Genomic DNA, 25687 nt, shown 5'->3' with positions numbered 1-25687 from the left:
TGCCTGACGGTACGGCGGACCCGTACGGAGCTTCGCGGCGGTCGTCGGCAATGTCGAAGACCGAGCTGTCGGTCTGGTCGGACCCACCCCGGCGGTCTGCACCGAGAGGGCGGGAGGGGGCCGGCACGGACGTCTCGTACCCGTCCGGCTCGGAGCGCCCGGGGCCACCGTGGCCGCCGCCGTACCCGGCGTCGCCGTGGCGGGGGCCGTGGTCACGGTCGGAGCGCACCCCCGTGGTCGGGTGCCCGCCGAGCGGTCCCCCGGCCAGGGAGCGATCGTCCCTCGCTGCGGTCACGTCTGGTCGACTCCTCGTCCCGGATGAGTGGGCTCCCCCGACGCCGCGCCACCCTAGCGGTTGTCCCCGACCACGAAACGCTACGCCGCGTCCCGGGCAGGACCGCTCTGCGGTGTGTTCGTGCGGTCAGCGTAGGGCCACGCCCGGTGAGCGGGATGCGGGCCCGCCCCCATCGGGTGACAGGGCCGAACGGCCGCGTCACCCGTCGTCGCCCGTCGACCGTTCCCCGTGATCTCGCCACGGCCGGCCGCGGCGGACTCGCCGTCCGTCGCCGGACGGGCCTCAGCCCGCGGTGGCGTCCTCGCCGCCGAGCGCGGATCCGGCGCCCGGGCCGTCCTCGAGGCCGTCCAGCTCGCGCTCGTCGGCCGCGGACCCCTGGTCCGACTCGTCCGCCCCGTCGGAGCGGGTGGTGGGACGCGGGGACGACGTCGAGCGCGGGGTGGGCGACGACGTGACGGTCGTCGGCTCGGCCCGCGTCGACGGGGTCGGGGACGTGGTGCTCCGCGGGCGCGACGTCGGTGTGGTCGCCCTCGGCGGACCCGCCGGGGCCGGGCGCGCCGCCTCCGCGGCCACGGACGACGGGGACACGACCTGCGCGCCGCCCGCGTCCGGCTCGAGCGCCTCGACGACGCCGGTGTTGACGGTCGGGCTCACGGCCTCGGCGGTCCCCGTGCCCTCGCCGGTCTCCGGCAGCGGGGTCTGCTCCGCGGGGACGTCGGGCATGTCGGGCAGCGCGACGCCGGTGCGCTCGGCGTCCAGGCCCAGGGCGATCCCGACGCCGCCGACGGCCACCGCGCCCATCACCGCGGCCACCGCCGGCAGCGACGACAACGACGACAGCCCGCGCCGGGTCCGCGACGAGGGGGTCGCGCGCGCCAGCAGGCGGGCCATCTCGTCGGCCCGGGCGCGCATGTGCCGCGACGGGCGGGGCCGGTGCCGGGCGGGCTCCTCGTCGGCGACGACGGCGTCGACGTCGGGACGCCCGGGGGCGGCGAGGTCGGCGATCGCGGGCACCTCGGGCACCGCCGGAGCCGTGCGCTCGGCGGGCGGCGGGGCCGGGGGCGTTCCCGGGCGGACCACCGGCAGGGCGACGGTCGGGGCGTCGGCCGGGCCGCGGGGCGCGCCCGTGGTGGGCGCGTGCGTCAGCCGCGTGCCGTCCGGCTCGTGGGCCGCGGGCCCCGGGGCTCGCGTCACGGTGCACCTCCCGGCCCCGTCCGCGCGTCGTCCCCGACGACGTGACGCGCTGTGCACGAGGCCATTACACGTTGTCGACCGGTCAGGGTGCCAGATGCGATCGACCGGCCGCTGACGACCCGCTCCGTGGGCGTCCGGGTGACGCGCCCGGTGTGTGCAGGGGGTGCCCGGACGACCCACTACAGTGGGCGCACGTGGAGCCGTCACGGGGAGCCGGGACGCGGGCGCGCCCGAGATCGGGACGCCGCGTGGCCGTCGTGGTCGCCGCGTACTCGATCGTGGTCACCGTGTTCGGGGCCACCCTGTCCACCGACATCGGCACCCGGAGGCGCTGGGGACGCAGGTTCGCGGACCACCGTCCCGGGGCGCCCGGTGCCGGCGGCGCGGCGCGGATGCGCCGAACAGACCATCAGTGTGCGCACGCCCTCGGGTGTGATTGATCCGAACGGCGAGATCCGCTTCGAGCACAGGGGCGGCACAGTGGACGACGGCCGCGCGGGGACGGCACGAGACACGGAGGTGGCATGACGCGCGGCGCGGCGATCGATGTGGTCGGCTCCGGGGACCCCGTGGTCCCCACCCCGCACCCGCGGGACCGTCGACCACAGCCCCGACCCCGGGTCCCCGAGGTCGTCGGGGCGGCCGGACCGCCGGCTCCCGTGGTGCCCCCGGGACCGCTGCACGGACCCGACCCCGCCCCCGCGGCCACGCCTCCGGCGGGTACCCCCGCGCCCCGGTCCGCCCCGGTCCCGGTGCCGGAGCAGGGCGCGCTCGCGACCGCCTCTCCCGAGAGCACGATCGAGGTCGAGCCCGGGGCGCTGCCCGCGACCGACGTCCCGGCGACCGACGTCCCGGTGCCCGGTGTGGATCCCGAGGTGGCCGAGGAGTTCGTGCGGCTGTTCCACACCGAGAACCCCACGGCCGGTCCCGCCGAGCCGCGGGTCGCGGCGGTGCGCGAGGAGATCGCCCGTACCGGCACCTATGTGCACACCCACGCCGAGCTCGAGTTCGGCGCGCGGATCGCGTGGCGCAACTCGGCGCGGTGTATCGGGCGGCTGTACTGGCGCAGCCTGCACCTGCGCGACCGGCGGCACGTCACCGCGCCCGAGCAGGTCGCGGCCGAGTGCGTGGGGCACCTGCGTGAGGCGACCCGTCGGGGGCGGATCCGCTCGACGATCACGATCTTCGCGCCGGACGGTCCGGCGGGGCCCGGGCCGCGGGTGTGGAACGAGCAGCTCATCCGCTACGCCGGCTACCGCGCCGGGGGTCGGGTGCTCGGCGACCCGCGCTATGTGGGTTTCACCGACACCGCGCGGTCGCTGGGGTGGCTGCCGCCGAGCCCGATGGGGCGCTTCGACGTGCTGCCGCTGGTCGTGAGCGGCGGCGGTGAGCACGCGGCGGCGGACCCGCAGTTCTTCGAGGTGCCCCGCGACGCGGTGCTGGAGGTGGCGCTGGCCCACGCCGAGCACCCGTGGTTCGCCGAGCTGGGGCTGCGCTGGCACGCCCTGCCCGTGATCAGCAACATGCGCCTGGACATCGGGGGCGTCTCCTACCCGGCGGCGCCGTTCAACGGCTGGTACATGGCCACCGAGATCAGCGCCCGCAACCTCGCCGACAGCGACCGCTACGACATGCTCGCCGAGGTGGCCGAGGCGATGGGCCTGGACACCTCCAGCGACCGCACCCTGTGGCGGGACCGGGCGGCGATCGAGCTGACCGCCGCGGTGCAGCACTCCTTCGACGAGGCCGGTGTCTCGCTCGCCGACCACCACGGCGAGTCGCGGCGCTTCCTGCGTTTCGTGGAGAAGGAGGAGGCCGCGGGCCGCCACTGCCCGGTCGACTGGAGCTGGATCGTCCCGCCGATCTCCGGCGGGCTCACCCCGGTGTTCCACCGGTACTACGACGAGCCCACCGACACCGGCCCGATGTTCCGCCTCGACGACCAGGCCGCCGCTCGCGGACAGGGCTGCCCGGTCTGACCTCCCCGCGTCGGGCCCGGAGCGGACCCGTCGGTCGGCCGAGCCAACCCGCTGCTCAAGGGCCGGGAGATCGAGTACTACCTCGACGACGCGGGCATCTCGGTGGTGTTCGCCTGGGACCGGGCCGCCGACGCCTCGCGCGAGGCCGCGCAGGGCCGTGACATCGAGGTGGTCGCCGTCGGCGCCGCCGGGCCCGACGCCGAGCAGTACGACGTGTCGTCCCTGCGCTCCTGCATCTCCGGCGGCTCGGCGATGCCGGTCGAGGTGCTCCGCGAGTTCGAGGAGACCTTCGGGTGCGTGGTGCTCGAGGGCTACGGGCTCTCCGAGACCTCGCCGGTGGCCTCGTTCAACCACCCCCACGCCGAGCGCAAGGCGGGGTCGGTGGGCACCCCGGTCGACGGCATGGAGCTGCGCCTGGTCGACGACGACGGCTACTACTTCATCGTCGACCGCAAGAAGGAGCTGATCATCCGGGGGGGGGCTACAACGTCTACCCGCGCGAGATCGAGGAGGCCCTCTACGAGCACTCGGCGGTCGCCGAGGTGGCCGTGGTCGGGATCCGGGACCGGGATCTCGGCGAGGAGGTCGGCGCGGCCGTCGCCCTGCGCCCCGGCGCCGAGGTCGGTGTCGACGAGCTGCGCGCCTTCGCCAAGGAACGCGTCGCGGCCTACAAGTACCCCCGCCACGTCTGGCTGCTCGACGAGCTGCCGAAGGGACCGACCGGCAAGATCCTCCGCCGCGAGATCGAGCCGCCCGAGGACCTCTAGAGGGGATGGGCGTCAGCCCACCTCGACGACCAGCCAGCCGCCGTGGTCGTCGGCGACGGCGAACGGGTGCCCGGACCGCTCGCCGAGCGCCTGCAGGGCGGCGTGGTCGAAGGTCCTCAGGTGCCCGTACACGGGCTCGGTGACGTCCTCGTAGGGCACGGCCACCACCACGCGGCGGCGGGCGACGCGCAGCGTCTCGTCGAGCACCGTCGCCGTGTCCTGCGCGGGCAGGTGCTCGAGCAGGTGCACGGCGGTGACGGTGTCCACCGAGCGGTCCGCGGCGGGCAGCCGCCGGGCGTCCGCGACGACGGTGCGCACGGCCTCGTCGCGGCGCCGGGCGACGGCGCCGAGCAGGCCCATGGTGCCCGGGGTGTGGTCCGTCGCGACCACCGCGAACCCCTCCTGGGCGAGGCGCAGCGGGAGGAACCCGAAGCACGAGCCGACGTCGAGGACGGTGCTCCCTCGGATCTCGGCGACCGCGCGCTCGTGCACCGGGGCGAAGCCCGCGAGCGACGACTCCGGCGGCGCGAGGGGGTCGGCGGGCTCGCGGGGGTGGCGGAGCACGGCGAGGCTGTTCGCGTAGAACGTCGACCACGCCGTGAGCGGGTCGCTGATCGTCGAGCGCACGATCCCGGTGAACACCCGCTCGAAGTCGGCGGCCGAGGTCACGACGCCGGTGAGCTCGCTCGCGACGAGCCCGGCGATGTCGTCGTCGAGCTCGTCGGGGCGCAGCCGGTGCAGCACGAGCAGGCGGTCGCCGGGCCGGTGGACCTCGAAGTGATCGGTGACCCGCTCCGGGGGACGCGCGGCCACCAGCCGGACGGGCACGGGGGCCCGGTCGACGTGGCAGACGACGATCCCCGCGTCCTCCCACCGCCCCGGGTGGGACGGGGCCAGCGGATCGATGCGGATCGAGCCCGCGGCCGGAGGGGTCGTGGGGGAGACGGTCATCGCCCCGTCAACGCCCGATCATCTCGGCCGCCATGTCGTGGCTGACCTCCGAGAGCCCGGTGAGGTCGCGGACGACGCGGATGCGGTCGACGAACTCCGCGTAGCGCGGCAGGTCGCACGCCCCCAGGCCCCACGAGTAGCGGGGCTCCGGGGTCAGCCAGATCGTCTCCCGCGCGCGGCGGGTGATCTCGGCGAACGCCTCCATGTTGGCGTCGTTGCCGTTGCCCCGACCGTCACCCAGGACGATCACCGTCGAGCGCCGGTTCACCGCCGACCCGTGGTCGGAGAGGAACGTCCCGAACGAGGTCCCGTAGTCGGAGTTGGCGTCCACGTCGAGCAGGTCGCCGCCGAAGATCAGCCCCAGGGCGTTCTCGACGGTGTGGTCGGCGAACAGGTCGGTGACCTCGATGAGGTCGGCCACGAACGCGAACGAGCGCACCTGGCCGAACATGTCCTGCAGGCCGTGGACGAGGTGCAGCGTGAACCGCGCCGTCGCCCGTACCGACAGCGACACGTCCGCGAGGATCACCAGGCGCGGCTTGTCCTCGGTGCGCTCGACCGTCACCGGCCGGAACGGGATGCCGTCGAAGCGCATGTTGCGCCGCATCGTGCGCCCCGGGTCGATCCGCCCGCGGGCCGACTCGCGCCGCTTGTGGGTCAGCGCGCCGTGCAGCGTCTTGGCCAGCCGGCGCAGGGAGTCCTCGAGCTGCTGGCGCTCGTGCTCCTCGGCCCGGTTGACCTCGGCCATGTGCGCGTCCTCGTCCGCGTGCCCGCCGTCCATCACCCGCTGCTCGATCTCCAGCAGGCGCTCGAGGTGGCGCTTGATGGCCTCCGGGAGGTTCTCGAGCATCCCGGCCAGACGCCGGCGCAGCGCCGTGGCGTCGCTCTCGTCACCCTCGTCGGAGATCCCGTCCTCGACACCCTGCAGCCACCCCAGCAGGGCCTCCTGCTGCGCGACGTTGAGGTCGGCGTCGACCTTCGTGCCCGACTCGGTGGCGATGTCCCCGGGCAGACCGCCGCCGTGCAGGCGGTCGGTCTCGATCTGGACCTTCTCGGTCGTCCCCGTCTGGTCGGTGGCGCCGTCCTTGGAGAAGACGATCTCGTCGGTCATCGCCGCGAGGTCGATCTTGTTGGCCTCCTGGTGCAGGTTGTACTGCTGCGCCATGTCCTCGGGGTCGAAGAACTCCTTGATGTCGACGGGAGCGCCGTGGTCGTGACCCTGCTCGGGGGTCTCGCTCGGCTCGTCGGAGAGCGTGAAGTTCTCCAGGGTCCCGTCGTCGGAGAGGTCCTCGTGGCCGTGCCCGTGGCCGTGGCCCCGGTCCTCGTCGCCGATCCGCACCAGGGCGAAGAACGCGTCGAAGATCTCGTCGAACGCCTCCTCGTCGCGGATGTCCTTCACCAGCGACACCCGCAGGGCGGCTTTGAGCGTCTCGCGGTCGGCGAGCACGCCCGGCTCCCGCGCACAGCGCATGGCATCGAGGACCTCCGAGGTGGAGATCCGCACCTGCCGGACGCGGAGCAGCCGGACGAAGCGATGGATGCTGGCCTCCATGAGCGGGGCCCTCCTCTCCGTCGGTGCGGCTAGAGCGCGCGGCGCTTGCCGAGGCCCGCGCCGAAGGAGCGGGTGCCCTGGCCGGAGCTCACCGGACGCTTCTTGGGCGGCTCGGCCTCGCCGCTGCGGGCCTTCTCCTGGTGCTCGCGACCCGGCGCGCCGTAGACGCCGGCGTGCCGGCCCTCCTGGTCCTTGGCCGCCCGGACCGCGCGGCCGTCGGGGCCGTCGTCCTCGTCATCGGCGACGGGCCGCGACGTGGCGGGCGCAGGGCCGCTCGAGTGCCCGTTGTCCTCGTGGCCGTGCCCGTGACCATGCCCGTGCCCGTGCCCGTGGCCGTGCGCGTCGGCGATCTCCGCGTTGGGGTCGACGAGCTTCGGCAGGGCGCCGAGCGCCTTGGTGACGTCCTTGTCGTACTTGACGACGACGCTCACCGTGTCGGAGAGGACCTGCGAGTTCAGCTCGTCGACGCCGAGGACGGCGAGCGTGCGAGCCCAGTCGATGGTCTCGGAGATGCTCGGCGCCTTGCGCAGCTCGAGCTCGCGCAGGCCGCGGACGACCTCGACCAGCTCGCGCGCGGCGGCCTCGGGGAGCCCGGTGTCCTTGGAGCGCACGATCTCCAGCTCGCGCTCCGCGGTGGGGTAGTCCAGGAACAGGTGCAGGCAGCGGCGCTTGAGGGCGGCGGCCAGGTCACGCGTGTTGTTGCTGGTCAGGATGACGTACGGCGCGTTCTTGGCGACGAATGTGCCGATCTCGGGCACCGAGACCTGGAACTCGCCGAGGGTCTCGAGCAGCACCGCCTCGAGAGCCTCGTCGGCGCGGTCGACCTCGTCGATCAGCAGCACGACGGGCTCGTCGGAGCGGATGGCCTCCAGCAGCGGGCGCTCGGCGAGGAAGTCCTCGGAGAAGAACACGCTGTCCTGGTTCTTGATCTTCTGCACCGAGGACGGGATGTCGGGGGCGTCCTGCACGATCTCGGCGATCTTCTCGCGGAGCATCTGCGTGTAGAGGAGCTGCTTGCCGTAGTCCCACTCGTAGAGGGCCTTGGTCTCGTCCTGGCCCTCGTAGCACTGGAGTCGCAGGAACCGGCGACCGGTGGCGACGGCGAGCATCTTGGCGAGCTCGGTCTTGCCCACACCGGCGGGGCCCTCGAGCAGCAGCGGCTTCTCGAGGCGGGTCAGCAGGAACACCGTCGTGGCCAGGCGCCGGTCGGCGATGTAGCCGTGCTCGGCGAGCGCGTCGATGACCTCGTCGACCGAGCCGAAGGGGGACGCGGTCTGTTCGGTCGGGGTGCTCACGCAGCGCTTCCTCTCGTTCGGGAGACGGGGCCCGGCCCCGTCCTCATCAGTGTGTCCCGGAAGACACGCCGGTGCCCGGCAGGGCTGAAGAAGCTCAGTCCCGCCGGGCACCGGGTGGTACATCAGCTCAGCAGGTCGTCGAGGTCACCGTTCATGCAGTGGTCGACGACGGGGCGCACCGTGGTGAAGGTGCACTCCTTGGGGTTGCCCGGCGTGCAGGCGTCCCCGAGGACGTGGTTGGTGATGCGATCCACGTCGGCGTCGTTGCCCGTGATGGTCTTCTCGTTCTCGTAGAACTTCGTCGGGCCCTTGCCCAGGCGGTTCTTCGAGTACGAGTCCTGGGTGACGTCGGTGAACTTCTCCGGGATGCCCACGTCGCGCAGCAGACGGATGGACGCGGCGAGCGCGGCCTCCGCGGCCTGGACGTCGGTCATGTGCGTGGTGTCCACGCCCATGGCCTGGGCGATGCGGGCGAAGCGCTTGTAGGCGACCGGCATGTTGAACGCCCAGACGCGGGGGAGCGCGACGGCGTTGTTCAGGCCGTGGTGGGTGTCGTAGAACGCCGACACCGCGTGCGAGATCGAGTGGATGATCCCGAGGCCACCGGAGTTGAAGGCCTGCGCGGCGATGTACTGCGCGTACATCATGCCCTGGCGGCCGGGGAGGTCCTGGCCGTTCCACACCGCTTCGCGCAGGTGGTTGTTGGTCAGCTCGATGGCGTGCAGGGCGTTGCCCAGCGACGGCTCGAAGTTCAGACGGGAGACGTAGGGCTCGGAGGCGTGCGCGAGCACGTCGAAGCCGCACTGCGCGGTGAAGTCGACCGGGCAGTCGTAGTAGAGCACCGGGTCGTCGATCGCCAGGCTGGTCACCGAGGCGTCGTCGAACGCGACGTACTTGTGCGGGTTGTTCGGGTCGGTCGTCGTGTCGGTGATGACGTACGCCCAGGAGGTCTCCGAGCCGGTGCCGGCCGTCGTGGAGACCGCGATGTGCGGGGGGTTCTTCGGGTTCTCGGACTGGTTGAAGCCCTCGAACTCGTTGACGTTGCGGCCGTCGTGGGCGACCGAGACGCGGGCGCCCTTGCAGGCGTCGTGCGAGGAACCGCCGCCGATGGAGACGAAGCTGTCGCAGGAGTTCTCCTGGTACAGCTTCACCGAGTCCATGACGTTGTAGTCCTTGGGGTTGGACTCGACCTGGTCGTAGATGACCGTCTCGATCCCGTGCCACTTCATGGACTCGGAGATCTTGTGGACGATGTCCGTCCCGCGCAGGCCCGACGTCATGATCAGGGTCTTCTTGAAGCCCATCTTCAGGGCTTCGGGGCCGATCAGCTCGTGCGATCCCGGACCCATGAGCGCCCGCGGGAACGGGTGGAACTCCTTGATCGGGAACGGCTTGAGCAGCTCGTCAACCTGCATCGGGATCCTCTCGTCGGCGTCCTGTCCGCGGAACCCGCACCGGTGCGGGTCCTCTCGCGATCCGGCGCGACGCTAAGCGTGGCCCCGGTCACGACGACAGGGGTTCGCGGTGATCCCGACCACGGCGACGGTGCCCGTCCTGCACCTTCGGACAGGTCCGGCGCCTGCCCATCGTGCAGCGTTGTCGATCGCTCGCTGTTGCCAGTCCTACGCGACAAGCGTAGCGGGTGGAAGAGTCGATCGCGGGGAACCTCCGGCGGGTGACCGAGGACCTGGCCGGCCGGTGCGCGCTCGTCGAGCCGGGGGCTCGGGCACGCGATCGCCACCGGGCTGGCGGCCTCCGGGGCCCGCGTGATCGGGATGGCCCGCGACGCCGACGCGCTCGCCGAGGCCACCGCGGCGTTCGGTGGTGAGGCGCTGGCGCACGACCTCGCCGACGTCGACGGGATCGCCGCGCGTGTCGACGGGCTCGAGGTCGACGTGCTGGTCAACGCCGCCGCGGTGATGAGCGCGAAGCGCTCGAAGACCCTCGACACGACGCTGGACGAGTGGCGCGACGTGCGCGCCGTCGACCTCGACGCCCCCTTCGCGCTGATCTCGGCGCTGGCGCCGGGGATGGCGAAGCGCCGGTGGGGTCGCGTGATCAACCTGTCGGCGTGTCTCGGGCGCATGTCCGGGCCCGGCACGGCCGGCGGGCTCGCCCCCTACCGCGTCGCCAAGGCGGGCCTCAATGCGCTGACCCGCAACCTGGCCCACGAGCTGGCGCTCGGCCGCCGCGGCGTCCTCGTCGACGCCACCTGCCCCGGCCACTGCCGCACCGACATGGGCGGGCCCGAGGCACCCCGGTCGATCTCCGACGGCGCCGACACGGCCCTGTGGCTCGCGCGCCGGGACTCGACCCCCTCCGACCCCGCGCCGACCGGGCGCCTCTGGGAGGACCGGGTCGAGGTGCCGTAGTGACCTCGGTGCCATAACCCGCGCCGAGCGCGGGTTCCGCCACCGAACCCGGCTGGCCCGCACGAGCTGGTGCCGGCCGGCGATCAGAGGTCGGCGAGGGCGGCCCTGGCGAGGTCGAGCGCGCGTTCGGGGGAGACGCCGAGGGCCGTGACGCGGTGGGCGTACTCCGCGGCCAGCTCGCGCGCCGGGTCGGGCCTGCCCTCGTCGCCGACGACGAACGTGCCCAGGCGCCCGCGGGTCTCGACGACCCCGGCGGCCTCGAGCTCGCGGTAGGCGCGGGCGACGGTGCCCGGCGCGATGTTGAGGTCGGTGGCGAGGCGGCGCACCGCCGGCAGGCGGGTGTGGGGCGCCAGCCCACCGGTCCTGGCGAGCTCGCTGATCCGCGCACGGAGCTGCTCGTAGGGCGGGTCGGTGGACGCCGGGTCGAGATCGATCAGATCGCTCACGTCGCCGAGAATCCCTGCGAGAGGGTGTCGAACGCTTCCTCGACCAGCGCGCCGAGCGCGTCGGCGTCGGCCTCCGGGCGCGTGTGCCAGGCGCTGAACACCGCGCGCATGGCCGCCACCACCGCTCGCCCGAACACCTGCGCGCGCAGCCCGCTGACGTCGACGCCCCAGCGACGAGCCGCGTCGGACGCCAGGGCCTGCTCCCAGTCGCGGTAGCGCACCGCGGCCCGGGCGGCCAGCTCCGGGACGTCCTCGATCAGCCCGAGACGCCGGCGCAGGGCGGGCAGCTCGGCGTCGGCGTAGTGGTTCACGGCGAGGAAGGCGGCGCGGGCCGCGGCCACGGGGTCGACGCCCGGCTCGGCGGCGAGGGCACGGACCAGCCCGGCCCGTCCTTCATCCAGCTCGCCGAGCACCACGTCGAGCTTGGTCGGGAAGTACCGGAAGAACGTGCGCCTGCCGACGCCCCCGGCGACCGCGAGCTCGTCGACGGTGGTCTCGTCGAAGCCCTGCGTGGCGAACAGCTCGAGCGCCACGTCCTCGAGGCGCTGGGCCACCGGGACCCGTCGCGCGCTCCTCGTCGTCACCCCAAGAGCATCGCCTACCAAGCCGCGCCCGTGAACGCCCCCACCGAACGGACAGAGGTTTCCCACCCGGTCAACCTCTGGCGGTGGCACTGAGTGCCGCTTAGCGTTCCCAGCGCCCGAGGCACCCGCTGGTGAGGAGGACGGCCATGGAGATCAAGGACGAGCACGCCGATAGGGAGCAGCTCGTCGAGGAGACCCTCGTCGAAGAGGTCTCGATCGACGGCATGTGCGGCGTCTACTGATGACGACGACGGCGGCGGGGGCCGGCCCACTGAGTCAGATCTCGGGCTCAGCCCCCGCCGGCGTCGACGACTTCGACGCGGCCGCCCCGTACCGGATCTCCGGTTCGGTGTCCGTGCGCCCGGAGTCGTTCGGCGCCCTGGTCTACGACTTCCACACCCGTCGGCTGTCGTTCCTCAAGACGCGTGCGCTCGTGCGGGTCGTCGAGGCCCTCGCCGACCAGCCCGACGTCCACGGCGCCCTCGAGGTGGCCGAGGTTCCTGCACACCAGCGGGAGCAGTACCTCAAGGCCCTCGCCGGCCTCGCGAAGGCAGGCACGATCCAGCCTCGCTCCACCACCGAGGGGGACACCACCTCATGAAGCTCGTCGAGCACTTCGTCGAAGGCCTGACCTCCCCGATCTGCCTGACCTGGGAGCTCACCTACGCCTGCAACCTGTCCTGCGTGCACTGCCTGTCCAGCTCGGGGCGGCGCGACCCGAACGAGCTGTCGACCGACGAGGCCAAGGCCGTCATCGACGAGCTGCAGCGCATGCAGGTCTTCTACGTCAACATCGGCGGCGGCGAGCCGACCGTGCGCAGCGACTTCTGGGAGCTGCTCGACTACGCGATCGCCCACGACGTCGGCGTCAAGTTCTCCACCAACGGCGTGAAGCTGGACAAGGCGCGGGCCGCCCAGCTCGCGGCGACCGACTACGTCGACGTCCAGATCTCCCTCGACGGTGCGACGGCCGAGGTCAACGACCACGTCCGCGGCCCCGGCTCGTACGCCACGGCGATCCGCGCGATGGAGAACCTGTACGAGGCGGGCTTCGGCCAGTTCAAGATCAGCGTGGTCGTCACCCGCCACAACGTCGACCAGCTCGACGACTTCAAGGCGATCGCCGACCGCTACGGCGCCCAGCTGCGGATCACCCGCTTCCGCCCGTCCGGTCGCGGCGCCGACTCGTGGGACGAGCTGCACCCCACCCGCGAGCAGCAGCGTCAGCTCTACGACTGGCTCGTCGCGCGCGGCGAGGACGTCCTCACCGGCGACTCGTTCTTCCACCTCTCCGCGTTCGGCGAGGAGCTGCCCGGGCTCAACCTGTGCGGCGCCGGGCGCGTGGTGTGCCTGATCGACCCGGTCGGCGACGTCTACGCCTGCCCGTTCGCCATCCACGAGCAGTTCCTCGCCGGCAACGTCCGCTCCGAGGGCGGGTTCAAGACCGTCTGGCAGGAGAGCGAGCTGTTCGCGGAGCTCCGCGGGCCGCAGTCGGGGGGCGCGTGCACGAAGTGCTCGCACTACGACGCCTGCCAGGGCGGCTGCATGGCCGCGAAGTTCTTCACCGGCCTGCCCCTCGACGGGCCCGACCCGGAGTGCGTGCTCGGCAACGGCGAGCGCGAGCTGGCGAAGCTGGAGATGGACACGGTCATCCCCAAGCCCTCGCTGGACCACTCCCACCGGACCAGCCCGCAGAAGAAGGACGCCGGCGGCCCGGTGCCGCTGACGTTGTCGGTGCGGCGGCCTGACCAGGATTCTCGACCGGACAGAGCGTGCGACTCCGACCCCCTGGCCGGGGAGGGCACCCGCCTGCCGGCCGGCATCCGGGTGGGCTGACCGCCCGCCGGAGAGCACCGGTCGCGACCGCGGAGGTTCCCCGCGCGCGTCCGTCGGGCCGGCCCGGGCACCCCCGGGGTCCGGGTCGGCCCACCCCACCGGCGACGTACGTAGTTCCCGCCGCAGCGATCCCTCCGTACCGGTGGGCGCGCGAACCTGAGGTGTATGCCCACGATCGCGGCCAACGGCACCACGCTCTACTACGAGCGACGGGGCGACGGCCCGCCGCTGATGTTCATCTCGGGCGCCACGGGCGACGCCGGACACTGGACGGACGTCGCGGATCTCCTGGCGGACCAGTACACGGTCGTCACCTACGACCGGCGCGCCAACTCGCGCAGTTCACGGCCCGAGGGCTACACGATCGCCTCGGTCACGCAGCAGGCGGATGACGCCGCCGCCCTGCTCGAGGAACTCGACCTCGCGCCCGCCGTGGTCTACGGCAACAGCGCGGGGGCGATGATCCTGACCGATCTCGTGGTGCGCCGTCCCGATCTGGTGCGCGGGGCGGTCCTTCACGAACCGCCGTACGTCGGCATGACATCGAGCGGCGACGAGGTCGTCGCCGGTCTCCAACAGCTCATCGGTGAGGGAATGGCCGAGGGCGGGCCGCCGAGGGCGACCGAGCTCTTCCTTCGGTGGGTCTCCGGGGACGAGGTGTACGAGTCCTTCGACGCCGACCTCCGTACCCGGATGCTGGGGAACGGCGAGGTCCTGTTCGGGATCGAGCTGGAGCCGATCTTGAGCTACAAGCCCACCGCCGAACAGATCGCGGGCGTGCACGTCCCCTGCGTCGTGGCCTCCGGCGCCGAGAACCGTGATCCCTCGGCGCCGCGGCACTGGTTCTGGGAGGCATCGGAGGGGATCGCCGAGAGACTGCGGGTGCCCGTCGTCGAGGCGCCCGGGTCGCACGTGCCACAGGCATCGCACCCCCGCGAGCTCGTGGCGACGCTCCGTCCGATTCTCGCCCGCCTCGCGACGTCCTCGTCGATCACGGCCTGACTCCGATCTGGCGAGCCGGTTCCGTCTCTTGCTGAAACAGGCCGGGGCCGAACGCACCCAATACCGATCCGTGTCGATCCGATCCCGTGGCCAGCACGGATGACGGTGCATGACCGGGTCATCACAGTCCGCGCCCGAGCCCCGGGCCGCCCTGCCGTTGCTGGCGGAGGCCGGGGTCAGCGTCTACTGGGTGCCGCTCGACGGGCGGACGGCCTGGGTGGCCGACGCGGACACCCGCCAGGTGTGGATCTCGCGCGCGATCCCGCGGGAGGCGTTGCTGCGCCACCTCGTCGAGGCTTTGCAGTTCCTCGACGACGGGGCCGTGTCGGAGCCGGAGGAGCCCGCGGGACCCGACCTGCGCCTGGTCCACTCGACGGATCGGGTCGAGCGCCGCTCGCGTCGCCGGCGGCCGGCGTTGGATGTCGTCGCCGACGGGTGAGGCGCTCAGTCCGACGAGCTGCTCGACGAGCCGGAGTCGGACGACGACCCCGAGTCGGTCGAGGAGCCGGAATCGGACGACGACGAGCCGGAGTCCGACCAGCCGGAGTCCGACCAGCCGGAGTCCGACCAGCCGCCGTGGTCGTGGTGGCCGTGGTGGTGCCCGTGGGCGTGGTGGTGGCCGGGGTGGTGGTGGCCGGAATCGGGCCACGTCTCCCACGTCGGGTCGGGCCACGGGACGCCGCCGGGACCACCGGAGCCGGAGCGCGTGCCGTACCCCCCGCCGTACCCACCGCCGGAGGACCCGCCGGCGACCCGCCCGCCGGGACCGCCCGTCCCGTAGCCACCGCCCGGCGTCGCCCGTGCGGCGACGTCGTGGAACATCACGGCCATCCGGGTGCGGATGTAGTTGATCACCGCGAGCACGGTCAGCATCGAGGCGAGGGCGAGGCAGACCACGACGGCGACGAGCGTGCCGACCGGGGAGGCGGTCAGCAGGACCGCCACGAACGCCAGCACGACGACCACCTCGAGGGCGATCGCGGCGACGAGGAGCACGAGGGCCGACCGGACGCGCCCCGTCCACGGCCGGTCGGGCTGGGGGAGCATGGCCGGGGATTGTGTCGAGGTCCCCGCCGGAGGGACAACCACCGCAGGGACGAGCACCGCAGGGGCGAGCGCCACCCCCGAGCCGGCGACCTCCCCCGCCTCCTCCACCGCGCAGGGGACGTGCGGGCGCGGCCCGGCTCCTAGCGTCGAGGACGGCCCGGGGCGGCGTTCGCGGCCCCGGATGCCACCGACGAGGGAGGCACCCGTGTCCACGACGATCGCCACCAGCCCCGCCCGCCCCGGCAGCCCCGCCCGCCCCGGCAGCCCCGCCACCACCGACCTCCGCGCGACCGCCGCGTCGCTGGTGACCGGCGGTCGCGGCATCCTCGCCGCCGACGAGAGCCCGGGGACGATGTCGCGACGTCTCGAGGGTGTCGGCGTCGAGCCGACCGAGGAGCACCGCCGGGCGTACCGCGAGCTGCTCGTCACGGGCGAGGGCCTGGCGGGTCGCATCAGCGGGGTCATCCTGTGCGACGAGACGCTGCGTCAGCAGCTCGCCGACGGTCGCCCGTTCCCGCGGGCGCTCGCCGACGCGGGGCTGCAGGCCGGCATCAAGGTCGACACCGGCACGACGGCCCTCGACGGCCCCGACGACGGGGAGACCCTCACCGAGGGGCTCGACGGCCTCGCCGAGCGGGTCGCGGAGTACGTGGCGCTCGGGGCGACGTTCGCCAAGTGGCGCGCCGTCCTGCACCTCGGCGCGGGCCGTCCGTCGGTCCGGGCGCTCGACGCGAACGCCGAGGCCCTGGCCCGCTACGCCCGCGTGTGCCAGGACGGCGGCCTCGTGCCGATCGTCGAGCCGGAGGTGCTCTCCGCGGGCGGGCACCGGCTCGAGGTGTGCGCTGCGGGCACCGCGCGGACGCTGGCGACGCTCGGCCGCGCGCTCGACGCCGCCGGTGTCGACCCGGCCGCGATGGTGCTCAAGCCCAACATGGTCACCTCGGGCGAGGGCTCGCGGCAGCCCGCCGACCCGTACGAGGTCGCCCGCGCGACCGTCGACACCCTGCGCGCCACGATGCGCCCCGAGCTGGCCGGCGTCGCGTTCCTCTCCGGCGGCCAGTCCTCGGAGACCGCGGCCGCGAACCTCGCCGCGATCCGCCGGCGGGGCGGGCCCTGGCCGCTGACGTTCTCGTTCGGCCGGGCGCTGGTCTCGCCCGCGCTGGCGGCCTGGGCCGGGGATCCGGGGCGGGTCGACGCGGGGCGTTCCGCGCTGCGCCGCGAGGTCGACCGCAACGTCCCCGCGGCCTGAGTCACGCCGGACGCCATCCCAGCGCCTCGTCGGCGAGGAGATGGCCGACGAGCAGTTCGGTGCTGGCGGTGGCGTCGGGGTGGGTCACGACGTGCCAGGGCCGCGAGATCGGGACCCCGGGCATCGGCAGCTCCACCAGCGCGCCCTCCGCGAGCAGGCGCGCCACGCCCTCGCGCGCCACCAGCGTCACCCCGAGCCCGGCCCGCGCCGCGGCGATCGTCGCCCCGTGCGACCCCATGATCAGCTGCGACGTCTCGCCGGGCAGGTCCTCGAGCAGGTTCGTGAGCGTCGTGCGGATGCCCGAGCCGTGCTCGCGCAGCAGCCACGTGGCGGCGGCGGGGTCGAACCCGTCGGCCGCCGCGGGCGCGCCGACGACGGTGAGCGTGTTGTCCCGCACCGCGCGCACGCGCGCCGGGAGGTCGCTCGGCGGGCTGCCGGCGACGACGACGTCGACCTCGTGGTGGCGCAGCATCGGCCACACCACCGCACTCGGGGCGACCTCGACGCCGAGGGTGACGTCCGGCTGGCGGGCGCGGAACGACGCCAGCAGCGCGGGGAGCAGGTGCTCGCCCGCGGTGGTCACCGCGCCCAGGCGCACGTGGCCGCGACGCGGGTCGGCCTCGCTCCACGCGGCGGCGGTGGCCTCGTCGAGCAGGCCGAGGATCCGCCGGGCGTAGCTCGCGTAGCGCGCGCCGGCGGCGGTGAGGCGCACGCCGCGCCCCTCCTTCACGAGGAGCGCGACCCCGACCTCGTCGACCAGCGCGCGCACGGCGGCGGAGACGGTGGACTCGGTGACCACGAGGGCCGACGCGGCCGCGCGCACCGACCCGTGGTCGGCGAGGGCGACGAACGCCCGCAGGCGCGCGGTGGTGGTCACGCGCGCCAGCCTCCCCCGTGAGTGGAATTCCCGGCTATAGCCGGGAATTCCACTCACGTACGGGCGAGCTACTCCGCGCGGTGGCCGCCCGCGAAGACGCGGCTGGCGCGGAGGTCGGGCGCCTCGAGGGTCGTGAGGTCCGCGAGGCCGACCTTGGTGTCCCCGCCCTCGCCGAGACGCCGGGCCTGGCGCATCCGGGCGCGGTCGAGAGCGTTGCGCACACTGCGCGCTCCCGCGAACCACGGTTGCTCGCGGCGTAGCTCCAGGTACTCGTGGAGTGCGGTGTGCGCCTCGGACGAGAAACGCAGCCCCTGGTCGGCGACCATGCCCTCGGCGATGGTCACCAGCTCGTCGGCCGAGAAGTCCGGGAAGTCGACGTGGTGCGCGACCCGGCTCTGCATCCCCGGGTTGGCCTCGAAGAACGTGGCCATCCGGTCGGCGTAGCCGGCGAGGACGACGACGAAGTCGTCGCGGTGGTCCTCCATCGCCTGCAGGAGGATCTCGATCGCCTCCCCGCCGTAGTCCCGCTCGTTGCCCGGGCGGTGCAGGTAGTACGCCTCGTCGACGAACAGCACGCCGCCCCGGGCCTTGCCGACGATCTCCTTGGTCTTCGGCGCGGTGTGCCCGACGTACTCGCCGACCAGGTCGTCGCGCGTGGCCGTGACCACGTGGCCGCGGCGCAGGAAGCCGAGGCCCGTCAGCAGCTCGCCGATCCGCTGCGCCACCGTCGTCTTGCCGGTGCCCGGGTTGCCGGTGAAGCACATGTGCAGGGTCGGCCGGTCGGTCGTGATCCCGAAGCGCTCCCGGACGCGGTCGACCACCAGCAGCGCCGCCAGCTCGCGCAGCCGCTCCTTCACCGGCGCCAGCCCGACCAGGTCGCGGTCGAGGGCGTCGAGGACGTCGTCGACACCGGCCTCCCGGCGGACCTCGCCCAGGTCGACGGTGTCGTCGGCCGAGAGCGCCTCCTCGTTCCGCCTCCGCTCCTCGGCCTCGGCCCTACTCATCTCGTTCGTGGCTGCCTCCCGCGAGACGGCGGCCGAGCGCCCGGAGGTCCCGAACGAGGTGCGTCCGTCAGCCCCGGCCATCGCCGTTGCTCCGGGCCCCGTCGTGCGAGCCGTGACGCCCGTAGCGCTGCCCCGACGGACGGTCGGTGGCGTACGCGTGGGTGGTGTAGGCGATCTGGCGGTCCTTGCCCTCCTGGCGCTCCAGGCGGAAGCCCGGTTCCTCGGAGGGCCGGTTGACCAGGAACGACAGCGCGACGGTCTGCCGGCCCAGCGAGGCGTCGTAGGCGATGACCCGGACGTAGTGCTCCGGGTGCTCGTCGCGGCAGGCGCGGACCTCGTCGAGCAGGGCCGCCGGGTCCTGCAGGTCGAACATCGGCAGGCCCCACATCTCCCAGTAGGTGTTGCGGGGGTGCGGGTCGTCGGTGAACTCGATCGACAGCGGCCACTCGTGGGCGAGCGCGTAGTCGATCTGCAGCCGGATCTCGTCGTCGGTGAGGTCCGGCAGGAACGAGAAGGTGCCCTGGGTGATGCGCACGAGAGCCTCCTTACGAGGGGGTCGGGGTGGCGTCGACGGTGTCGGTCGAGGCGTAGTCGAAGGTGATGTCGCCCCAGGTCGAGAGGGCCATCTCGAGCGGCTTGTTGCGCTTGCCGGCGTCGCGCAGGATGTCCGGGCCCTCGGCCAGGTAGTCGCGTCCCTCGTTCCGGGCCTTGATCATCGCCTCGACGGCGACGCGGTTGGCCTCGGCGCCCTGGGCGATGCCCATGGGGTGGCCGATGGTGCCGCCGCCGAACTGCAGGATCGTGTCCTCGCCGAGGTGGTGCAGCAGCTGGTGCATCTGCCCGGCGTGGATGCCGCCCGAGGCCACCGGCAGGGTCGCCGGCATCGAGGCCCACTCCTGGTCGAAGAAGAGCCCTTTCGACGGGTCGGCGGCATAGGAGTTCTTCCGCAGCACGTCGTAGAAGCCGTGGACCGACGCCGGGTCGCCCTCGAGCTTGCCGACGACGGTGCCCGCGTGGATGTGGTCGACGCCGGCGAGGCGCATCCACTTGGAGATGACGCGGAAGCTCACGCCGTGGTTCTTCTGCCGCGTGTACGTCGCGTGCCCGGCACGGTGCAGGTGCAGGATCACGCCGTTGCGCCGCGCCCACTTCGACATCGACTGGATGGCCGTGTAGCCGACGGTGAGGTCGAGCATGACGATGACGCTGCCGAGGTCGCGGGCGAACTCGGCCCGCTCGTACATGTCCTCCATGTCGCCGGCGGTGATGTTGAGGTAGTGGCCCTTCACCTCGCCCGTCTCGGCCTGGGCCTTGTTCACCGCCTCCATGCAGGCCAGGTAGCGGTCCCGCCAGCGCATGAACGGCTGCGAGTTGATGTTCTCGTCGTCCTTGGTGAAGTCCAGGCCACCGCGCAGGGCCTCGTAGACGACGCGGCCGTAGTTGCGCGAGGAGAGCCCGAGCTTGGGCTTCGTGGTGGCACCGAGCAACGGGCGCCCGAACTTGTTGAGGTACTCCCGCTCCTGGACGATGCCGTGCGGCGGGCCCTGGAACGTCTTGACGTAGTGCGTCGGGATGCGCATGTCCTCGAGGCGCAGCGCCTTGAGCGGCTTGAAGCCGAAGACGTTCCCGATGATGGAGCTGGTCAGGTTCGCGATCGACCCCTCCTCGAACAGGTCGAGGTCGTAGGCGATGTAGGCGATCCACTGGCCCTCGACGCCCGGCACGGCGTCGACGCGGTAGCACTTCGCCTGGTAGTGCTCGAAGGTCGTGAGGCGGTCGGTCCACACGACGGTCCACGTGGCGGTGCTCGACTCACCGGCGACGGCGGCACCCGCCTCCTCCGGCGGCACCCCCTCCTGCGGCGTGACGCGGAACGCGCACAGGATGTCGGTGTCCTTGGGTTCGTAGTCGGGCTGCCAGTAACCCATCTCCGCGTAGGGGATGACACCCGCACTCCATCGGTCGGCCATGCCCCGAGAGTGGGGGGTGTCCCTGAGAAGGACAATCAAGTGTTGTGCGGCGACTCTTCGTCTAAAGGCTCAGAGTCGACGGGTGCCGTGACGGTCACCGTCGTGCCCGTCCCCGGCCGCGAGGTGACCCTGACCGAGCCCCCGACGAGCTCCGCGCGCTCGCGGACCGAGGCGAGGCCGTGCCCCGTGCCGTCCCGGCCGGCCACGTCGAACCCCACGCCGTCGTCGGCGAGCTCGAGCCGCACGCCGGTCGATCCGGTGGTCAGGCGCACCGTGACCTCCTCCGCGCCGGCGTGCTTGAGGACGTTCTGCAGCGTCTCCTGGGCGATCCGGTAGAGCGCGACCTCGACGTGCTCGGGCAACCGGCGGTCCTCGAGGTCGAGGGCCACGCGCACGTCGGGCAGCCCGCGGGCGAGCGCCGCGAGAGCGCCCGCCAGGCCGAGGTCGTCGAGGACGGGCGGGCGCAGCGCCCCGATCGCGGCGCGGGCCTCGTCGAGGGTGGTGAGGACCATGTCGGACGCCGTGGTCAGGTCCTCGCGGGCCGCCGCGGCCTCGTCGCGGTCGAGGAAGGTGCGGACGGCGTCGAGGTGGTACGAGAGCGTCACCAGGCGCTGGGAGATGCCGTCGTGGATGTCGCGGGCCAGCCGCTGCCGCTCGGCCTCCTGCGCGGCGACCATCTGCTCGGCGAACCGGCCGTGCGCCTCCTCGCGCGCCGCGAGCCTGCGGTGCATCCGCGCCTGGTGCAGCGCCCCGGCGACGAGGCTGCCGATCGCGGTGAGCACGCGGACGTCGCGGTCGTCGAACTCCCGGTGCGCCACGGTGTGCACGTTGAGGACCCCGGCCAGTCCCGCAGGCTCGCTCTCCATCGGCACCGACACCATCGACGTGTACTGCTCGCCGTGCAGCTCCGGGATGGCGACGTAGCGCGGGTCCGCCCGCTTGTCGCCGGTGATCACCGCGGGTTCGCGGTGGCTCGCGACCCAGCCCGCGACGCCGGTGTCCAGCGGAAGCCGGACACGGCCGACCTGGGCGTCGAACGGCGGCGTGGCCCCGGCGAGGGTCAGCGAGCGCTCGGTGTCGTCGAGGACGTGCACGAAGCAGACGTCCGTCGCGGTGGCCCCGGTGATCACCCGGGCCACCGCCGCGGCGAGGGGCTCGACGCCCGGGCCGCTCGTGGTCGCCTCGATGATGGCGAGCAGGACCTCGTTCTCGCGCTGCGGGTCGTCGAGGCCCAGCCCCCGCGTGGTCACCGGAACACCCCCTCGCGCAGCGCCGCCGCGACGGCCGCGGTGCGGTCCGGGACCTGCAGCTTGCGCAGCAGCGAGCGCACGTGGCTCTTGACCGTCTCGTCACCGATGACGAGCTGGCCGGCGATGGCCCGGTTGCTGTGACCCGCGACGAGCAGGGCGAGGACCTCGCTCTCGCGTTGGGTCAGCCCCAGGTGCGCACCGGGCCAGAACTCGTCGCGCTCCATCCGCGCGGCCGACGCCGCCGCCCGGCCGGCCATCGTCGCGTCGACGACGGTGGTCCCCGCGGCGGCGAGCTCGAGGTGGCGCACGAGCTCCTCGCCGCCCGTGTGCTTGAGCAGGTAGCCGGCCGCGCCCGCGCGGAGCGCCTGGTAGAGGTACTGCTCGTCGTCGTACACCGAGAGCAGCACGACCTTCTGGTCCGGCGCCCGCTCGGCCAGGGTGCGGCACAGGTCGAGCCCGCTGTCACCGCGCAGCCGGACGTCGCACAGCACGATGTCGGGGGTCAGCGAGAGGGCGACGTCGAGGGCCTCCTCGGCGCCGTTCGCGGTGCCGACCACGCGGACCCGGCCCGAGAACGGCGTGAGCATGGCCTTGAGACCGACGACGACCATCTCGTGGTCGTCCACCACGACCACCCGCAGCGGACCGGCGTGCTGCGCTGTGGTCCCGGTCATCGGTCCACCCTATGGCTGTTCTCCCCCGTACCGCCCCCCGTCACGGGGGAGAGGCGAGCGGCGCGTCGCCCTAGGGTCCGTGCCGACGAGAGGAGACCTCGTGCCCGACAAGTCCCTGCGCATGCGGCGCGCCGGCGGTGACGGCCTGGTCAAGCGGCCGGTGATGCTCGCGATCGCCGGTGACAGCGCCGCGGGCAAGACGACGATGACCCGCGGGCTCGTCGAGGCCCTCGGTCCCGATCGGTGCGTGTCGCTGTGCACCGACGACTACCACCGCTACGACCGGGAGGAGCGCAAGGAGCTGCCGTTCACGGCGCTCCACCCGGACTGCAACCACCTCGACATCATGGAGCAGCACCTGCAGCTGCTCGCGACGGGCAACCCGGTGCTCAAGCCCGTGTACGACCACGCCACGGGCGAGCTGGTGCGCCCCGAGCTGGTCGAGCCGGCGGAGTTCGTCATCGTCGAGGGACTCTTCCCGCTGTGGAGCAAGCTGTCGCGGGCGTGCTTCGACGTCACCGCGTTCCTCGACCCGCCCGAGGAGATCCGGCGCGGCTGGAAGGTCGCGCGCGACACGGCCAAGCGCGGCTACACCGAGGAGAAGGTGCTCGCCGAGCTCGAGCGCCGCGAGGAGGAGTCGGCGGCGTACATCCGCCCGCAGCGGCAGAACGCCGACCTCGTCGTCCGGTTCGCGCCGGTCGAGGGCCGTGACGATCCCGAGGGCACGCCCCTGTCGGCGTCGCTGATGATGCGCCCGACCATCGACCACCCCGACCTCAACGAGGTACTGCAGTCCGGGCTGACCCGCGCGATGCACCTCAAACTCGAGCGCGACCCCGACGGTCGCCCGGTGGAGACCCTCCACGTGCACGGTTACGTGCCGCGCGAGGAGAGCCTCGCGGTGGAGAAGGCGATCTGGTCGGCGCTCGGCGAGCCCGACACCGCGACCCCGGAGTGCCTCGGGCGCCTCGGCGACGCCCGCAGCGAGCCGCTGGCGATCGCCCAGCTCCTGCTGCTCTACCACCTGACGGACGCGGCCCGGTGAACGCCGTGACCCACCTCCCCGCCGCCGTCGTCTTCGACGTCGACGGCACCCTCGCCGAGACCGAGCGCGACGGCCACCGGGTCGCGTTCAACGAGGCCTTCGACCGGCACGGCGTGGACCTGCGGTGGGACGTCGAGCGCTACCGCGAGCTCATGGTGCTCACCGGCGGGCGCCGCCGGGTCGCGTACGCGCTGCGCCAGGAGGGCGTCCCGGCGGCCGAGGCCGACGAGGTCGCCGCGCAGGTGCACCGGACGAAGACCGATCTGTTCGTCGACATCGTCCGGCGCGGCGAGATCGATCCCCGCCCGGGCCTGCCCGAGCTCCTCGACGACATGCGCTCCCACGGGGTGCGGATCGCGGTCGCGACCACCGGCCGTCGTGCGTGGGTGGAGCCGCTGCTCGCCCACCTGATCGGCGCGGACACCGCCGAGGTCGTCATCTGCGGCGACGACGTCACCGGTCTCAAGCCCGACCCCGCGGCCTACCTGCTCGCCCTGTCGCGCCTCGGTCTGGACGCCACGTGGACGATGGCGGTCGAGGACTCCGGGCCCGGGCTGCGCGCAGCTCTGGCCGCCGGGATGGCGACGGTGGTGGTCACCAACGACGACACCGCACGCCACGACGTCACCGGCGCGGCGATCGTGCGGGAGGCCTTCGACCGGCCGACCCTGCTCACCGCGGCGTGCATGGCCGAGGCCCTCACGGCGGTCCGTTCGTAGGGCCCTACCGGCCCGGCGTCGCGCCGCCCTGCTCCGAGCCGCCGCTGCCCGGCGTCGAGCCGGACCCGGAGCCGGAGCCCGAACCGGACCCGGAACCGGAGCCGGACCCGGAGCCGGAACCGGAGCCGGACCCGGAGCCGGACCCGGAGCCCGAACCGGAGCCGTGGCCGGAGCCACCGCCGGTGCCGTGCTCGCCGCCGCCGGTGGTGCCGCCGTGGCCGGTCGTTCCGTGCGAGCCGGGGCGGCTCGGCGACCCCTGGCCGCTCGACGAGCCCCCGGTGGTCGAGCGGGGGGCCCGCTCGGTGGTGGTGGTGGTGGTGGTGGTGGTGCTGCTCTGCTCGGCGACCGGGGCGACGGCTGCGGCCGTCGTGGTCGGGGTGGGCTCGGCGACGGTCGCACTCGGGGTCACCGGCGGCGGCGACGGTGCGGAGGAGACCTGCGGCAGCGGCGCCGCGGCGGCGGCCGGGGACGCGGCGCCGGTCAGCGCGAAGGCGCCGCCCCCGGCGATCCCGAGGACGATCGCCCCCGCGGCGAGGCCGATCGTGAGCCCGCGACGGGGGGCGCGGCGGCGGGGCGCCGGTGCGAGGGCGGGCGCCGGGACGTGCGCGTCGGCCGGGGCGGCCGGGAGGCTCGCGGTGTTCCGGGGACCCTGCGGAGAGGCCGGCCGGGGCCGCGCCGCCCGCGCGGCGACCACCTGGGTACGGGGGACGGGCACGGATGTCGTGGCCCCGTTCTGCTGGCCCCGCGCCGCGAGGCCGGCGGCGCCGAGCGCGACCGTGTGCTCGGGCTCGTTCTCGAGGGAGACCGGGCGCCCGAGCTCGTCGGCGAGCGCCGCCGCGATCGCGCCGGTGCGGGTGCTCCACCCCACGAGCACGACGGCGTCGAGGTCCCCGGGCAGGCGGCGGGCGCTCGCGAGGGCGCGGTGCAGGCCGGCGACGGCGGTGCCGTCGGAGGGGTGCGTGTCGGTCGGGTACGGCACGGCCTCGGGGCGCCCGCCGATCGTGAACGCCCCGCCCCGGTGCACGAGGACGGTGGCGTCGACGCTGCCGCCGCCGAGATCGACGACGGCGACCGCGCCGCCGTCGCGCAGCCCCTCACGGGCGGCGTACCGCGCCGCGGCGGCCTCCGGCTCGGAGACCAGGGAGACCGCGCCGAGCCCGAGGCTGACCGCGACGCCCGCGAACGCCTCCTGCTCCTCGTCACCCCAGGTGGCGGGGTGGGTCAGCACGATCCCGTCGGGGGCGCCGCCCTCGCGTTCGGCGACGAGGTCGACGACGCGGCGCAGCATGGCGCCGAGCAGGGCGGTGGCCGCGAAGGGCGCGCCGTCGAGGAGCAGCGGGGTCGGGTCGGCGACGCGGGGCCGCACCTCGCGCGCCGCGCGGGACGGGTCCGTCGCGGCCGCCCGCACGGCGGCGTCGCCGACCAGCGGGGGGCCGGACGCCCCCCAGTACAGGACCGAGGGCATCGCCGCGCTGTGCTCGCCGAGCGTGACGACGCCGACCTTCCCGTCCCGCGCGACGGCGGCGGTGGTGATCGTCGTGCCGAGGTCGACGCCGAGGTGGTAGGTCATGGTCGTCTC

25 protein-coding genes and 2 pseudogenes are annotated in these 25687 nt (G+C 73.6%); 12 read left to right on the top strand and 15 right to left on the bottom strand.

What is annotated here, in order from left to right:
* Window positions 1-577: 577 nt before the first annotated feature.
* A complete protein-coding gene (locus OG774_RS15485; protein WP_328301977.1) occupies window positions 578-1489 on the bottom strand; it encodes a hypothetical protein in 912 nt (303 codons plus the stop codon).
* A gap of 524 nt (window positions 1490-2013) precedes the next feature.
* Between OG774_RS15485 and OG774_RS15480 the strand changes: the two genes are divergently transcribed.
* The 3 genes and pseudogenes from OG774_RS15480 to OG774_RS15470 all read left to right on the top strand — a co-directional run bounded on the left by OG774_RS15480 (window position 2014) and on the right by OG774_RS15470 (window position 4235).
* On the top strand, window positions 2014-3468 hold the full coding sequence (locus tag OG774_RS15480) for a nitric oxide synthase oxygenase (protein WP_328301975.1): 1455 nt from the start codon (window positions 2014-2016) through the stop codon (window positions 3466-3468).
* A 252-nt stretch (window positions 3469-3720) separates the two neighbouring features.
* Window positions 3721-3894, top strand: a pseudogene (locus OG774_RS15475) (AMP-binding protein); the annotation flags it as partial.
* A 122-nt stretch (window positions 3895-4016) separates the two neighbouring features.
* A complete protein-coding gene (locus OG774_RS15470; RefSeq protein WP_328301973.1) occupies window positions 4017-4235 on the top strand; it encodes an AMP-binding enzyme in 219 nt (72 codons plus the stop codon).
* Between the two features lie 12 nt (window positions 4236-4247).
* Here OG774_RS15470 and mftM read toward each other — a convergent pair whose 3' ends face one another.
* The 4 genes from mftM to mdo all read right to left on the bottom strand — a co-directional run bounded on the left by mftM (window position 4248) and on the right by mdo (window position 9448).
* Window positions 4248-5186: a mycofactocin oligosaccharide methyltransferase MftM gene (gene mftM, locus OG774_RS15465; RefSeq protein ID WP_328301971.1), complete on the bottom strand. Its 939-nt coding sequence runs from the start codon at window positions 5184-5186 to the stop codon at window positions 4248-4250.
* A 7-nt stretch (window positions 5187-5193) separates the two neighbouring features.
* Window positions 5194-6738, bottom strand: a complete 1545-nt coding sequence (locus OG774_RS15460) for a VWA domain-containing protein (protein WP_328301969.1) — start codon at window positions 6736-6738, stop codon at window positions 5194-5196.
* A gap of 29 nt (window positions 6739-6767) precedes the next feature.
* Window positions 6768-8033 carry an AAA family ATPase gene (locus OG774_RS15455; protein WP_328301967.1) on the bottom strand — a complete coding sequence of 422 codons (1266 nt, stop codon included), beginning with the start codon at window positions 8031-8033 and terminating at the stop codon, window positions 6768-6770.
* A gap of 122 nt (window positions 8034-8155) precedes the next feature.
* Window positions 8156-9448: an NDMA-dependent methanol dehydrogenase gene (gene mdo, locus OG774_RS15450; protein WP_328301965.1), complete on the bottom strand. Its 1293-nt coding sequence runs from the start codon at window positions 9446-9448 to the stop codon at window positions 8156-8158.
* A 309-nt stretch (window positions 9449-9757) separates the two neighbouring features.
* Between mdo and OG774_RS15445 the strand changes: the two are divergent.
* Window positions 9758-10405: pseudogene (locus OG774_RS15445) on the top strand (SDR family NAD(P)-dependent oxidoreductase); the annotation flags it as partial.
* Between the two features lie 83 nt (window positions 10406-10488).
* Here the strand turns inward: OG774_RS15445 and OG774_RS15440 are convergent.
* Window positions 10489-10851 (bottom strand): GntR family transcriptional regulator, encoded by a 363-nt coding sequence (locus tag OG774_RS15440; protein WP_328301963.1) that lies wholly within the window; start codon window positions 10849-10851, stop codon window positions 10489-10491.
* Entirely contained in the window at window positions 10848-11435 is a 588-nt protein-coding gene (locus OG774_RS15435) for an acyl-CoA-like ligand-binding transcription factor (protein WP_328301961.1), read from the bottom strand. Before OG774_RS15435 ends, OG774_RS15440 begins: the two co-directional genes overlap by 4 nt.
* A 146-nt stretch (window positions 11436-11581) precedes the next feature.
* Here OG774_RS15435 and mftA point away from each other — a divergent pair, with 146 nt between their 5' ends.
* The 5 genes from mftA (at window position 11582) to OG774_RS15410 (ending at window position 14712) form a co-directional block, all read left to right on the top strand.
* Window positions 11582-11677, top strand: a complete 96-nt coding sequence (gene mftA / locus OG774_RS15430; protein WP_116707181.1) for a mycofactocin precursor MftA — start codon at window positions 11582-11584, stop codon at window positions 11675-11677.
* Window positions 11677-12036: a mycofactocin biosynthesis chaperone MftB gene (gene mftB, locus OG774_RS15425; RefSeq protein ID WP_328301955.1), complete on the top strand. Its 360-nt coding sequence runs from the start codon at window positions 11677-11679 to the stop codon at window positions 12034-12036. The genes mftA and mftB overlap by 1 nt, the downstream gene beginning before the upstream one ends.
* Window positions 12033-13271 carry a mycofactocin radical SAM maturase gene (gene mftC, locus OG774_RS15420; RefSeq protein ID WP_328301953.1) on the top strand — a complete coding sequence of 413 codons (1239 nt, stop codon included), beginning with the start codon at window positions 12033-12035 and terminating at the stop codon, window positions 13269-13271. Before mftB ends, mftC begins: the two co-directional genes overlap by 4 nt.
* A 165-nt stretch (window positions 13272-13436) precedes the next feature.
* Window positions 13437-14273, top strand: coding sequence for an alpha/beta fold hydrolase (locus OG774_RS15415; RefSeq protein WP_328301951.1), 837 nt, complete (start codon window positions 13437-13439; stop codon window positions 14271-14273).
* 109 nt (window positions 14274-14382) lie between these two features.
* Window positions 14383-14712 (top strand): hypothetical protein, encoded by a 330-nt coding sequence (locus tag OG774_RS15410; protein WP_328301949.1) that lies wholly within the window; start codon window positions 14383-14385, stop codon window positions 14710-14712.
* 5 nt (window positions 14713-14717) lie between these two features.
* Here OG774_RS15410 and OG774_RS15405 read toward each other — a convergent pair whose 3' ends face one another.
* Window positions 14718-15320 (bottom strand): hypothetical protein, encoded by a 603-nt coding sequence (locus OG774_RS15405; RefSeq protein ID WP_328301947.1) that lies wholly within the window; start codon window positions 15318-15320, stop codon window positions 14718-14720.
* 205 nt (window positions 15321-15525) lie between these two features.
* On the opposite strand from OG774_RS15405, the gene OG774_RS15400 reads away from it, so the two are divergent.
* Window positions 15526-16569 carry a class I fructose-bisphosphate aldolase gene (locus OG774_RS15400; RefSeq protein ID WP_328301945.1) on the top strand — a complete coding sequence of 348 codons (1044 nt, stop codon included), beginning with the start codon at window positions 15526-15528 and terminating at the stop codon, window positions 16567-16569.
* A 1-nt stretch (window position 16570) separates the two neighbouring features.
* Here OG774_RS15400 and OG774_RS15395 read toward each other — a convergent pair whose 3' ends face one another.
* From OG774_RS15395 to OG774_RS15370, 6 genes are all read right to left on the bottom strand, one after another.
* Window positions 16571-17446 carry a LysR family transcriptional regulator gene (locus OG774_RS15395; RefSeq protein ID WP_328301943.1) on the bottom strand — a complete coding sequence of 292 codons (876 nt, stop codon included), beginning with the start codon at window positions 17444-17446 and terminating at the stop codon, window positions 16571-16573.
* 68 nt (window positions 17447-17514) lie between these two features.
* On the bottom strand, window positions 17515-18450 hold the full coding sequence (locus OG774_RS15390; protein WP_328301941.1) for an AAA family ATPase: 936 nt from the start codon (window positions 18448-18450) through the stop codon (window positions 17515-17517).
* 67 nt (window positions 18451-18517) lie between these two features.
* Window positions 18518-18985, bottom strand: coding sequence for a ribulose bisphosphate carboxylase small subunit (locus OG774_RS15385; RefSeq protein ID WP_328301939.1), 468 nt, complete (start codon window positions 18983-18985; stop codon window positions 18518-18520).
* 10 nt (window positions 18986-18995) lie between these two features.
* On the bottom strand, window positions 18996-20420 hold the full coding sequence (locus tag OG774_RS15380; protein ID WP_328301937.1) for a form I ribulose bisphosphate carboxylase large subunit: 1425 nt from the start codon (window positions 20418-20420) through the stop codon (window positions 18996-18998).
* A 35-nt stretch (window positions 20421-20455) separates the two neighbouring features.
* Complete coding sequence (locus OG774_RS15375) at window positions 20456-21670, bottom strand: GAF domain-containing sensor histidine kinase (RefSeq protein WP_328301935.1); 1215 nt, start codon at window positions 21668-21670, stop codon at window positions 20456-20458.
* Window positions 21667-22344, bottom strand: a complete 678-nt coding sequence (locus OG774_RS15370) for a response regulator transcription factor (protein WP_328301933.1) — start codon at window positions 22342-22344, stop codon at window positions 21667-21669. The genes OG774_RS15375 and OG774_RS15370 overlap by 4 nt, the downstream gene beginning before the upstream one ends.
* A gap of 100 nt (window positions 22345-22444) precedes the next feature.
* On the opposite strand from OG774_RS15370, the gene OG774_RS15365 reads away from it, so the two are divergent.
* Together OG774_RS15365 and OG774_RS15360 are read left to right on the top strand one after the other, a co-directional pair.
* A complete protein-coding gene (locus OG774_RS15365) occupies window positions 22445-23389 on the top strand; it encodes a phosphoribulokinase (protein WP_328301931.1) in 945 nt (314 codons plus the stop codon).
* Between the two features lie 5 nt (window positions 23390-23394).
* Complete coding sequence (locus OG774_RS15360) at window positions 23395-24108, top strand: HAD-IA family hydrolase (protein ID WP_328301929.1); 714 nt, start codon at window positions 23395-23397, stop codon at window positions 24106-24108.
* A 4-nt stretch (window positions 24109-24112) separates the two neighbouring features.
* On the opposite strand, the gene OG774_RS15355 is transcribed toward OG774_RS15360, so the two are convergent.
* Entirely contained in the window at window positions 24113-25678 is a 1566-nt protein-coding gene (locus OG774_RS15355; RefSeq protein ID WP_328301927.1) for an Hsp70 family protein, read from the bottom strand.
* Between the last annotated feature and the right edge of the window lie 9 nt (window positions 25679-25687).

The sequence above is a fragment of the Actinomycetospora sp. NBC_00405 genome, assembly GCF_036044095.1.
Lineage (GTDB): Bacteria > Actinomycetota > Actinomycetes > Mycobacteriales > Pseudonocardiaceae > Actinomycetospora > Actinomycetospora callitridis.
Note: the sequence above shows the minus strand (reverse complement) of the source record. Positions and strands in the feature narration are given on the sequence as shown.